11 protein-coding genes are annotated in these 11,654 nt (G+C 65.4%); 2 read left to right on the top strand and 9 right to left on the bottom strand.

Features of this window, described 5'->3' with window-relative positions:
- From ABFE16_07535 to ABFE16_07520, 4 genes are all read right to left on the bottom strand, one after another.
- The coding region (locus ABFE16_07535) for a CIA30 family protein (GenBank protein MEN6345146.1) at positions 1–1,120 on the bottom strand (1,120 nt) is incomplete at its 3' end.
- A 73-nt stretch (positions 1,121–1,193) separates the two neighbouring features.
- Positions 1,194–1,946 (bottom strand): nickel pincer cofactor biosynthesis protein LarB, encoded by a 753-nt coding sequence (gene larB, locus ABFE16_07530; protein MEN6345145.1) that lies wholly within the window; start codon positions 1,944–1,946, stop codon positions 1,194–1,196.
- Between the two features lie 148 nt (positions 1,947–2,094).
- On the bottom strand, positions 2,095–2,391 hold the full coding sequence (locus ABFE16_07525) for a hypothetical protein (protein ID MEN6345144.1): 297 nt from the start codon (positions 2,389–2,391) through the stop codon (positions 2,095–2,097).
- A 62-nt stretch (positions 2,392–2,453) separates the two neighbouring features.
- The gene (locus ABFE16_07520; GenBank protein ID MEN6345143.1) at positions 2,454–3,275 is read right to left on the bottom strand and encodes a sugar phosphate isomerase/epimerase family protein; all 822 of its coding nucleotides are present in this window, start codon (positions 3,273–3,275) and stop codon (positions 2,454–2,456) included.
- Positions 3,276–4,202: 927 nt separating this feature from the next.
- On the opposite strand from ABFE16_07520, the gene ABFE16_07515 reads away from it, so the two are divergent.
- Complete coding sequence (locus ABFE16_07515; protein ID MEN6345142.1) at positions 4,203–5,195, top strand: diguanylate cyclase; 993 nt, start codon at positions 4,203–4,205, stop codon at positions 5,193–5,195.
- Positions 5,196–5,296: 101 nt separating this feature from the next.
- Here ABFE16_07515 and ABFE16_07510 read toward each other — a convergent pair whose 3' ends face one another.
- From ABFE16_07510 to gnd, 5 genes are read right to left on the bottom strand one after another with little or no spacing between them, the layout of a single operon-like run.
- Positions 5,297–6,073: an aldolase/citrate lyase family protein gene (locus tag ABFE16_07510; GenBank protein MEN6345141.1), complete on the bottom strand. Its 777-nt coding sequence runs from the start codon at positions 6,071–6,073 to the stop codon at positions 5,297–5,299.
- Between the two features lie 24 nt (positions 6,074–6,097).
- Complete coding sequence (locus ABFE16_07505; GenBank protein ID MEN6345140.1) at positions 6,098–7,063, bottom strand: aldo/keto reductase; 966 nt, start codon at positions 7,061–7,063, stop codon at positions 6,098–6,100.
- The gene (pgl, locus tag ABFE16_07500) at positions 7,035–7,850 is read right to left on the bottom strand and encodes a 6-phosphogluconolactonase (protein ID MEN6345139.1); all 816 of its coding nucleotides are present in this window, start codon (positions 7,848–7,850) and stop codon (positions 7,035–7,037) included. The genes ABFE16_07505 and pgl overlap by 29 nt, the downstream gene beginning before the upstream one ends.
- Positions 7,847–9,445, bottom strand: coding sequence for a glucose-6-phosphate dehydrogenase (gene zwf, locus ABFE16_07495; GenBank protein MEN6345138.1), 1,599 nt, complete (start codon positions 9,443–9,445; stop codon positions 7,847–7,849). The genes pgl and zwf overlap by 4 nt, the downstream gene beginning before the upstream one ends.
- Positions 9,442–10,344, bottom strand: a complete 903-nt coding sequence (gene gnd / locus ABFE16_07490; protein ID MEN6345137.1) for a phosphogluconate dehydrogenase (NAD(+)-dependent, decarboxylating) — start codon at positions 10,342–10,344, stop codon at positions 9,442–9,444. The genes zwf and gnd overlap by 4 nt, the downstream gene beginning before the upstream one ends.
- A 259-nt stretch (positions 10,345–10,603) precedes the next feature.
- Here gnd and ABFE16_07485 point away from each other — a divergent pair, with 259 nt between their 5' ends.
- The gene (locus ABFE16_07485; protein ID MEN6345136.1) at positions 10,604–11,584 is read left to right on the top strand and encodes a Gfo/Idh/MocA family oxidoreductase; all 981 of its coding nucleotides are present in this window, start codon (positions 10,604–10,606) and stop codon (positions 11,582–11,584) included.
- Positions 11,585–11,654 lie beyond the last annotated feature (70 nt).

The raw sequence follows: 11,654 nt of genomic DNA, 5'->3' as shown, positions 1-11,654 counted from the left end.
GGCTATTGTAGGCCGACACCACATGCTCAACGTCCGAGAAGCCGCCGGACACCAGCGGCTCGTCGAGGATCTCATAGTAGCGCTGGCTCTTGAGCTGCGCCCCACGCTTGGCCGTATCCATGACGGCAGAAACAAACACGCTGTAGAGGCGCTGCTTCCGGGCCGTATCCGCGGCAGGCACCTGTGGTGGCGCGAGGCACACGAGGGGTTTGCAGCGGCAGCCTTCGATCCACTGGAGATGCTTGTTCAGGAGGTCCAGATTGTAGGCCTCCTTGCGGGAATCGAAGTAGTCGGCAAGCTGCACCCGCACCGTCGTCGGGCCAAGATCGGACACGAAGCCGAAGGCCCAGGCACCGCCCTCGCGATCGAGGTTCTCGACGACGGTTGGCGGGTGACCAAGATTGACCCCAACCTGCGCAAGGGCTGTGTCACCCTCCGAGCCGAAGTCGGGCGCGACAGTGAAGCTGCGCGAGACCTCGGGCTGCACGGGCTGCGGGATCTCCTCACCCGCAGGTCCGGGGACGGCGGCGATCTCATCCACGCGCAACTCGAAAGTGCCCCAGCTGCCGCTCCGGGCGAACTGCAGCATCTTCAGGTTGCGGATGTCCGCCAGACCAAGCGCATTGCCCCCTGCGTCCACAAAGCCAAAGGAGCGCAGGTTGTACTTCTCCCAACTCGTGCCGGTGATCTTGAGCGCCTGAGAGTAGGAGACTTCGGTGCCGGTGTCGGCATCGTACGCCCGCAGGACGACGCGGATGGGCTCCGCCTTGCCGTCGCCGCGCATCCACAGGCTCAAAGTGCTGCACCCGGCACGCGCCCAGGCAGCACCGTCAACCGGGGTCGAGACACTCGCCCAGCCCGTCGTGGAGGCCTTGAAGTCGAGCCGGCCACACTGCTTCCCGCCACTGGGCGCGCCGCCACTGGCCGACCGGACCGAGCATTTCGTCGCCGGCCCGGGGCCCACGTGATCGTCGTTGGCGATCCAGCGGTCCACGCCCTTCTCGAAGTCGTCTACCACCAGCTTAGCCGTCTGCGCCCACACCAGGGAGGACGCCGCGAGGCCCAGCAGCACGACTGCACCACAGACGCGATACAGCCCGCTCCCTCGGTACATTGTCATCACCTACCCGCCCACCAGCGACGCCGGTCCGCGCGGACCCTTAGGCCGTGCAAACGGCGCCGACCGTAGGCCGTCACTTCATCTGTCTGCATAGCATGGCTGCGAAATAGCCGGCCCCGAACCCGTTGTCGATGTTCACGACCACGACTCCGCTGGCACAGCTGTTGAGCATGGACAGCAACGCCGCCAGGCCCTGAAAGCTGGCTCCATAGCCCACACTCGTCGGTACGGCGATGACCGGTTGAGAAACCAGTCCGCCCACAACGCTCGCCAGAGCGCCTTCCATCCCGGCGACGACGATGATCACCTTCGCGGCGTCCATGCGGTCGCGGTGCTCCAGCAGGCGGTGCAACCCGGCGACGCCGACATCGTACACACGGTCGACCTCACAGGCCGCTGCTTCCAGCACGACAGCGGCCTCTTCGGCCACCGGAATGTCGGAAGTTCCGGCCGAGATCACCAGGCACGGCCCGGTCTGCCCCGGCTGCTTCGGCGCGCCAAGCTGGATGATCCGTGCCGCCTCATGATAGACCGCCTCAGGGAAGACCTCTCGCACGGCCTCGTACTTGTCACGGTCCGCTCGAGTGCCAAGGACGATACTGGTATCGGCGGCCAGCGCCTTCATGATGCCGCATATCTGTTCCGAGGTCTTGCTCTGGCAGAAGATGACCTCGGGGAATCCGGTGCGCAAGGCCCGGTGGTGGTCCACCTTGGCGTACTCTAGGTCTTCAAAGGGCAGGTTGCGGAGTCGAGCCACGGCCTCATCAATCGTGGCCTCGCCCGCTGCAACTTCGTCCAGCAAACGTCTCAAGCGTACCTCGTCCATGTATCGGAAGCGCATCCTCCCTGTAACGCGAGACTCTCGTGGTTGGCGCTGTCGGGCAAGGGGGCTGACCGGCAGCACCGGGTGATTCCAGTCTAGCCGGGCCACGGGGGCCCGGCTTCTGGTACAGCAGTTCGCGACGGAGACCGGACTACTGCTGCGGCGGCCTTGGTGCGGGCGCCGGAGCTGCAGTCGGTTGGGCTACCGGACGCGCTACCGGCGCTGCGGTTGTGCTCTGCGCCTGCGCAGCCTGCACCTGACGGGCAGCCGGCTGAGCCTTCGGGCGACGCAGCATCACGTTAACCGTGGTGTCACCGGACATCAGGATCGGTTCCCAGCCCTCTCCGACCATCGTCTCAATCCGCTCGTTGAGGATGCTGACGCGCGCTCCGGCAGCGCTCTGAACAACCATGTAATCGTACTGGCCCATCGCATGTACCCCCGTCATGTTTCGCGCTTGTCGGCAGGTTTCGCCGACCTGCACGGCCTGGCGCCCTTGCTCACACGGCTCTAGAGGGTCAGGATCTTGTCCATTGCCCGGCTCGTGGCGTCGAGAAGTTGCAGCGGGAAGTGCCCGTAAGGCGGCATCATCTCAGCAGTGATCGCGCCGTCGTAGCCGGTCGCCTTCAGTGACGCCATGACGCGGCCCCAGGGGACGTCGCCCTCGAGCAAGTCCACGAACCCGGTGATGTTGCCGATGGACAGCTTGAAGTCCTTGATGTGCAGAGCCTTGATCCGGGAGCCCAGGATGTTGATCCACTGGTCTGGGAAACCGGCCACCAGGACATTGCCCGCGTCGAAGTAAGCCTGCACGTAGGGGCGGTTGATCTCGTCGATGACCCGCCGGAACTCCAGGGGGCTGAGCAGGAACTTGTTCCATACGTATTCCAGGCCGATGTAGACGCCACGCTCCGCCGCTTCGTCGGCGATCGGACCCGAGAACACCTCGACGGTGCGGTTGTAGGCCTCTTCGTAGCCAAAGTCCGCCGTCACGGTGCAGGGAACGATTAGGGCCGTGGAGGCACCGAGGATCTGGGCGAACTCCAGTTCCTTGCGGACGATGTCGAGGCCCGCGGCGCCTGCAGCGTCATCCGAGCCCACTGCGGGATGCGCCCAGCCAAGACCGGTCGCGAAGGTGGCCGTCTCGACGCCCAGGCTTACGGCCAGGTCCTTGATGCGCCTGATATCGTCGGCAGGGGTCTGAGGGGTGATCTCGCCCTGGGCCTCAAGCGTCAGCTCGACGCCCTGGAATCCCAGGTCCTTGGCAGCTCGGAGGCGCTGCTCCACGGTCATCGACGCCGGAAACGACCAGTAGCTGATGGACTTGATCACAGCTAGGTTCCTCCCTTGTGGCAATGGTTGCGATCGCTCTGGTGGGACTGACTATCTCGACACCCTTTGGAGACAGCACCCGCGCAGAGGCGAAGTTTCCTGGCCCGAGCGAAGCCTGAGGGGATTGCCCGCCCGAAAAGGCGTGCTTCCCGGCTTCCTCCATTCGGCACATCAGGACGACCAGGAGCCCGATCGCCACGAACAGGAGGATCGCCCGGATCTCCGGCCAGTAGGCGAAGGTTCGGCGCTTGCTGTCCCCGTAATGATACACCTTTCGGCGTGCGAGGTGGCGAAGGATGGGCCGGCCGTCTTCGTCCGTCTCCACGCCCTGCATCTCGGGCGGCATGCTCCGCCGTCGACCGGAGGAGCCCCTGCGCGCCTGCTCCAGGCTGGCTGTTGAGCTGCGGCGGTCCGAGTGCCGTGAAGCGTGGCGCCGCCGTCGTGACCCGCCGGAGTACGGCCGGCGCTCTACCGGTGCCTTCGGCACCGACCGCACTGCGTCGGTCACAGCGGTCACGTCGCCCGGCTGGGTCCTGGGCTTGCCGGGCCGTCTGCTGCCACTGGAGCTTGAGCGAGGCGCACCACATTCAGGACACAGACGCGCCGTGCCGGGCATTTCCTTGCCGCATTCTGTACAGATGATCGTCTCGTCGGCCACGCTCAGTTGTTTCCTCCAGCAGTCTGCACGACCCACCCGGGCCCAGAGGCCGACTATCTCGCCACTGCGACCTTTGTTGTCTGTTTCGCCTTGCGGGCCTGAATACCTTCCCGGCCGGGGCCTCGGCGCCCTTCGGCACTGCTTTCACCGCCAGTGCCGCCTCTGCGTAACGGCCCCGCAAACAAGGCGCCGCGTGCTCTTCACCCTCGCCGGAGCACGCCGATGTTCCCTGCAAGCCCACAAGATCAACCCCAGCGAGGTGTCAACCGATGATTCCCAAAGTCCTGTCGTCACCCGCAGGCCAGGTTCCGACGGTGCTCGACCTGCGGCCCCTGCACGACGCTTTCTCAAAGGCCACCACAGTTCCCGACCTGCTGCAGATCGCCCAGTCAGCCGGCGCTCCCTACGGTGCCGGCATCTGGTTGGCGGCCTGCACAGAACCCGGCGATGCTCTCTACCTGTGTGGACTGCGCCCGCTGTCCGAGGCGGCTCTTGACCGCCTGACGGCCGACGTCCGCGAAGCGCTCGAGCACAGCGTCGGTGCACTGACTTCGACCTGGATTCCGCGACGCCTCGCACGCTGGCGCGGACGCCAGGAGAGCCCCGAGGAGCGTCTCGCGGCCCGCTGGGAGGAGATCGAGCTTCGCAGTGCGGGACGCCATGGCGGCCTTCTGCGAGTGCTCCAGGCCTCCGACTGCGGCCCGAAGGGTGCTGACTGGCAGGCTGTTGAGGCTATCATGTTGGCTGTCGCGCCCCACATTCCCGCCTGTGCACAGCTCGCCCTGGAACCTGTGGCCCCGGTCGCGATACCGAACCTGCACGGGCAGGAGGAGTTCATCGCCCGGGTGGAGCGAGAAGTCGATGTCGCGCGGCAGCGCCCCATGGAGCTGGCCCTGGTGCTCATGGAGATTCACGTGACGCCCGAGCGCCGTCCCACCGACCTCACGACCGCTGAGCTGACCGCGCTTGCGGAGGTCACCACCTGCGCCCTGCGCCGAACGGATGTCGTCGGCCGCCTGGATGACGGACGCTTCGGCCTGTTGCTGCCCATGACGAGTCAGCGGAACGCACTCATTGCCGTCGAGCGCGTGGTCGGCCAACTCCGCAAGCATCCGGAGCTCTCCTCGGAACTCGAATGCCACACCGGCGTCAGCGGCTGGACCTTTGAGGGAGCCAGCTCACCGGAGCTCTTTGGCCAGGCAACCGCCGCGCTCCACGATGCAAGGGCCGCCGGTGCCCGAGGCGCCTTTGTGTTCGTGTAGGTCGAGCAGCGACCCGGAAGGACAAGTCCCCCACACAACGGGGCCGGCCTCGGTGGCCTTCAGACACCGCGACCGGCCCCTGTGACCAAGGCCCGGCGGAGCTACTTGCTCTGCCAGGGTCGACCGAGCTGCTCCCAGCGCTCCTTGAGCGCCATCTGCAGGATACTGGTATCCGAGACCATGGCGACGAAGTCGAAGCCCTGGTCAAGCCGCCGCTTCATGTCCTCGGTTGTCAGACCGATGGTTCCGACGAATCCGCCCGCCTCGTGGGCCTTTCTGACCGCCAGGTCGATCGCCGAGGAGACCTCGGGGTCGTCGAGCTGTCCGAGCTTCCCGTAGCTGCTCGAGAGGTCCATCGGCCCCACGAAGAGCATGTCCCAGCCGTCCTGGGCGACGATGTCCTCCAGGTTGCGGATCGCCTCACGGTGCTCGATCTGCAGGATGACCGCGATCTCCTCGTTGGCGCGTCGGACGTAGGTTGCCGCATCGACGCCCCATCGCATGGCCGCGATGTCAACGCAGAACCCCCGGTGCCCCTGGAGCGGATAGCGGCACGCGGAAATGGCCCAGCGTGCCTGCTCGCCGGTGTTGATGAAGGGGAACATGACGCCTCTCGCGCCCTGATCCAGGACCCACTTCACGGCCCAGTCCTCGGCGCAGGGAACCCGCACGATCGGGTTCTTGCCGTACCCCAGACAGACTCCAATCGCGGCCGAGACGTCGTTCATCGTGTGGGGACCATGCTCGTTGTCGATCCACACGAAATCACAGGGAGAGGCACACATCTCCTCGACGACCAGTATGTTCGGGATGACGTTGATGCACCCGAGCACGGGGCCCTGCTTCATCTGCTCACGTAGTGCGATGGGCGTCTGCATTGGTGCGGATCCGTCCTTCCGGGTCTAGCCCAGGGATTCGAAGGCTGCGAGCACCTTCGCTTTCTCGTCTTCCGACAAGACCAACTCGGCTGCCTTGAGGTTCTCGGCAACCTGCTCCGGGTTGCGCGCTCCTACGATGGCTGCGGCGATGCCCGGTGCGGCTATGGTCCAGGCGAGGCACACCTGGGCAAGGGTCGCACCGTGTCCATCGGCAATCGGCTGGATGTCGCGCGCCAGGACTTCGAGGGCGCGCCGGCGGTTCTCCGGCTTGAACCAGAACTGCCCCGCTCTCTCATCGCCGGGCGCGAGGACCCGGTCCATGGTGACCTTCCCAGTCAGGATTCCCTGCTCCAGGGGGCTGTAGACGATGCTGCCGATGTTGTGCTCCTTCGTCCACTTGATGACGCCCTTCAGGTTCTTGCGGTTGAGGAGGCTGAACTTGGGCTGGTGGCAGTGCACCGGGCCGTAGTGCAGGCACTCCTCAAGTTGCTCGGCGGAGTGGTTGCTGAAGCCGATGGCGCGGATCTTCCCGGCCTGCATCAGCTCCACCAGCGCCTCCATGGTTTCGCTCAAGGCTGTGGTGCTGTCCGGCCAATGGCACTGGTACAGGTCGATATGGTCGGTCCCCAGTCGGTCGAGGCTGGCCTCGCACTCCCGGAGGATGCTTTCCTTCTTGAGTACGTGGCGGACCGACAGGGATTTGCGGTCATCGTCGGTGAACATGTGGTTCCAGACCAGACCGCACTTCGTGGCAATCAGCACCTTATCGCGCAGGCCCTTGATGGCTCGGCCAACGACCTCTTCGCTGTGGCCGAAGCCGTAGACCGGCGCGGTGTCGATGCAGTTGATGCCGCCGTCAATGGCCGCGCGGATGGCGCCGATGGCCAGGTCGTCGTCCGTACCGCCCCACCACCATCCCCCGGTTGCCCAGGAACCAAAGACGATCGCGGGCACTTGCAGGTCACTCGTTCCAAGTTGTCGGTAGATCATGGGTTTCCTCCAGATGCGGCGGACTGCCGCCGTTTACCCCCCGGGGCCCTAGCGCCGATGCAGCGGGCCCATCGACAAGCCATAGCAACTCCCCCTCGGCAGGACGCACTCGTGCTGCCGGGAGAAGCTGTGGTCCCTCCTCGGCCTGGACTCCCGGTTCCAACACGCGTGCCAGGGTCCCTGCCTTCTCACTGCCGCTCACCAAGAATAGCACCTTCCGCGACCGGTTGAGCAGCCCCAAAGTCAGCGTCAGACGCCAGGACTGCAACTGCGGCACGTGGTTGGCGACAGCATAGCGCTGCCTCTCCTCCACCGCCTCCGTTCCCGGGAACAGCGAGGCGGTGTGACCGTCGGCGCCCATGCCCAGGAGCACGAGGTCAAGCCGTGGGTTGCTCCCGAGCAACTCCCGCACTGCACACTCATAGGCGTCGGCCGCTCGCGCTGGATCATCCTCACCGCGCATTCGCAGCACCCTCTCCGGGGCAAGGGGAACCCGCGACAGCAGCGTCCTGTGCGCTGCGCCATAGTTGCTGTCGGGATGCTCGGGCGGCACACAACGTTCGTCGGCCCACAAGACCCACGTGCGCTCCCAGGGAACCCTTGCGGCCCAGTCCTCACGGGCCAGCAAGTCGAACATGCGCAAGGGTGTCGATCCGCCCGAGAGCGCCAGCAGGAATCGCCCACGGTCCGCAACCGCAGCCTCCGCACAAGAAGCCAGGTGCTCGGCAGCAGCCTCGGCCAGGGCTTCAGGCCCAGGGTCGGAGACGACGCGCACCACTCTTCTCATGACTCCGGCTCCGCTGCCCAGAGGCAGCGCCCGGGCTCCTGCCACTGGTCGCCGGTCGGTTCGATCAGCGCCTTCGCCTCCGGTGGTCCCCAACTCCCGGCAGGATAGGTCGCCAGCGGCGATGCGCCCGCCTGCCAGGCTTCGAGGATGGGCATCATCAGGGACCAGGATTGCTCGATGCTATCGGCCCGGGCAAAGAGCGTGCCGTCGCCCAGCAGCGAGTCCAGAATCAGCCGCTCGTAGGCATCGGGCGGCTCGATCTTGAAGGCATCGGCGAAGTGGAACTCCAGCGGCACCGGCTGGATGTGCAGGCCCGGCCCGGGCTCCTTGGCAGCGAAGCACAGCGACACACCCTCATTGGGCTGGATGCGCAGGACCAGGGCATTGGGCTCGATGCTCCGCTCCTGACCCTCGAAGACCAGATGCGGCGCAGGCCTGAAGCGCACGACGATCTCCGTTGCCCGGCTCTTCAGGCGCTTGCCGGCACGCAGCAGGAAGGGCACCCCGGCCCAGCGCCAGTTGTCCACTTCCAGGCGAAGCGCCGCATAGGTCTCGGTCTGCGACTCCGGGGCGACACCAGGTTCCTGAAGGTAGGCGGGCACCTGCTGCCCTTCCACCTCGCCGGCATCATATCTGGCTCGCACCGTGCGCTGCGCCACATCGGCCTCGGTCAGTGGACGAAGGGAGCGCAGCACCTTGGTTTTCTCGTCTCGGACTGCGTCCGCGTCCATGCTCACGGGCGGCTCCATCGCCGTCAGCGCCAGCAGCTCGAACATGTGGTTCTGGACGACATCGCGCAGCATGCCGCTCCGGTCGAAGTACTGTCCACGCCCCTCAAGTCCGACCGTCTCAGAGATGGTGATCTGCACGTTCGAGATGTACCTATGGTTCCACAGCGGCTCAAAGATCGCGTTCGCGAAGCGCAGGACCAGCAGGTTCTGAACGGTTTCCTTGCCCAGGTAGTGGTCCATCCGGTAGATCTGCTTCTCTGAAAACAGCATCTGCAACTGCCGGTTGAGTTCCCGCGCGCTCTCCAGGTCGCTGCCGAAGGGCTTCTCGACGACGATCCGCGGCCACCCGTGACGCCCAAAGGACTGCCCCGAAAGCCCGCTCGCTGATAGGTTGTCGATCACCGGCCGGAAGAAGTGCGGCGGCACTGCGAGGTAGAAGAGCCGGTTCATCGGCGCGGGAGCCTGGGAATCCAGTTGCTCGAGCTTTTCCTTTACCGCGGCGTAGGTGGCCGAATCGTCAAGCTCGCCCCGGACGTAGTGGATGCCCTCGGCCATGGCCGCCCAGAGAGCCTCATCGAGTGGCTTGCGGCGGGACCGGGTAGCCGCAGCTTCATGGAACTCTTCGAGCAACTGCTCTCGCGCCGCCACCCGCCGTCCGACACTGAGGATTGGCAACCCGCAGGGCAGGAGCCCGTCGGCCATCAGGGAGTAGATCGCGGGCATCAGCTTGCGTCGCGTGAGATCACCGGTCGCGCCGAAGAGCACCAGCGCCGTGACCTCAGCGAAGCGTGGACAGGCAGCGCCGGGCGTCCAGGCCGTCGTCTCAACAGCCTCCGTCCTCTGGCCCCCGTTCAGCGGACTCATAGGCGCTTCGCCTCCACGGTAGCATGACCGCCGAACTCCCGGCGCAAGGCTGCCAGGAGACGGTTGCCGAAGCTGTTGGGATCGCGGGAGGCAAAGCGGGCGAACAGGGATAGAGAGATGACCGGAGCCGGCACGCCAAGATCGACGGCATCGTGAACCGTCCAGCGGCCCTCGCCCGAATCCTCCACGTAGCCGGCGATGTCATCCAGGGCGGCATTCCGCTCCAGGGCTCCGGCAGCCAGCTCCAGCAGCCAGCTTCGGACGACGCTCCCCTGCTTCCACAGGTTCGCAAGGGCGGCCAGGTCAAGGCCATAGTCCGCCGCCTGCAGTATCTCGAAGCCTTCGGCGTACGCCTGCATCATCCCGTACTCGATGCCGTTGTGGACCATCTTCGCGAAGTGTCCTGCGCCCTGCGGACCGCAATGCAGGTAGCCCTTCTTCGGAGCCAGGGCCTCAAAGGCAGGCAGCAGGGCCTCGTAGGCTTCCTCCTCGCCACCGATCATCAGGCAGTAGCCCACTTCGAGGCCCCAGATTCCGCCGCTCGTGCCTACATCCACGAAGCGCAGTCCCCGTGCTGACAACTCCTGCGCACGTCTGCGGGTGTCCAGGTGCCGTGAGTTGCCGCCGTCGATCAGGAGGTCGCCCGCCGAGCATAGAGGCACAAGCTGCGCCAGCATCTCGTCCACCGTCTCTGCGGGCACCATGAGCCAGATCGCTCGCGGGACCTCAAGGGCACTCACCAGGTCTTCGAGCGTCTCGGCCCACTCTGCGCCGGTCTTCAGCAGCTCGTCCTTCTTGCCTTTCGAGCGGTTCCAGGCCACCACCTCCTGTCCACCTCGCTGGAGCCGGGCCACCATGTTCATGCCCATTCGGCCGAGGCCACAGAAGCCGATTCTCATCGTGATACCTCCGGTCGCTGGATCGGGGTGTCCCTTCGGTCCCTGGTCCGTGGCAAGGGTCTGATAGACCGCACTTCGACGGTTCCCGATTAGTGTCCTGCCGAAGGGAGGGATGATACACGCCTGCAGGGAATTGGCTCGCATTGCGGCGTCATCAGTCGCGGATTCGCCTTGGCTAGTCCGGGCGAGGCACTCGCGCGGCCCTTGTAGCGCGGGTTCACATCATGCCCTTTCATACGACTCACAGGAGGCTACTCACATGTCCGTTCGCATGGGTTTCATCGGTACCGGCGGCATCGCTCAGGGCCACATGGACCGTCTCTCACAGATCGCGGGCGTGCAGAACGTTGCATTCTGCGACGTCCAGCTCGAGCGCGCCCAGAAGGCAGCCGAGAAGTTCGGCGGCCACGCCTACGACGACTTCAGCAAGATGCTCGACACAGAAGACCTGAACGCGGTGTTCATCGGCGTGCCGCCCTTCGCGCACGGCGACATCGAGCTGGCCTGCTGCGCCAAGGGCCTGCACATGCTCGTCGAGAAGCCCATTGCCATCGACTGCGCAATGGCCAAGCCGATCCTGAAGGCCGTCGAGGACAGCGGCGTCGTGACGGCCGTCGCCTACAAGTACCGCTGGGATGACCACGTGATCAAGGCGAAGGAGATGCTCCAGGGCCGCACTCTCGGCCTGATCTGGGGCAACTTCTGGGGCAGCCTGCCCGGTGCTCCGTGGTGGCGTGTGCAGGAGCAGTCCGGCGGCCAGATGGTCGAGCAGACCACGCACATCGTCGACATGGCCCGCTACCTTGCCGGTGAGGTTGTCTCCGTCCAGGCCTTCGGGACCCACCAGGTCATGCACACGAAGGTCGAGAACTGCAACGTCGCTGATGCCGCTACGGCAAACCTCATCTTCGCCAACGGCGCCGTCGGCAACATCAGCAACACCTGCATGCTCGAGGGCTGGGGACAGAGCTCCTGCCGCGTCATGGCCGAGGGCTTCACCCTTCTCGTGCAGGGCAACTCGCTCACCTGGAGCTCCAAGGAAGACAACGGCGAGTACACCAAGCAGGTTGACGGCTACCTGGGCGAGGACCAGGCCTTCATCCATGCCGTCGAGACCGGCGACCGCAGCGGGATCTTCTCCGACTACGCCGACGGCTACAAGACCCTGGCCGTCACCATCGCTGTGAACAAGTCCTCCGAGGCCGGCGGCGAGGTAGTCAAGGTCGCCGACATCATGTAGAATCGCGGTTGCCTCTGGATGTTACCCGGGTCGCTCAGGCAGATAGAGGGCATTGGCATCGCCTGCCGGG

It is taken from the genome of Armatimonadia bacterium (assembly GCA_039679385.1).
GTDB lineage: Bacteria > Armatimonadota > Zipacnadia > Zipacnadales > JABUFB01 > JAJFTQ01.
Note: the sequence above shows the minus strand (reverse complement) of the source record. Positions and strands in the feature narration are given on the sequence as shown.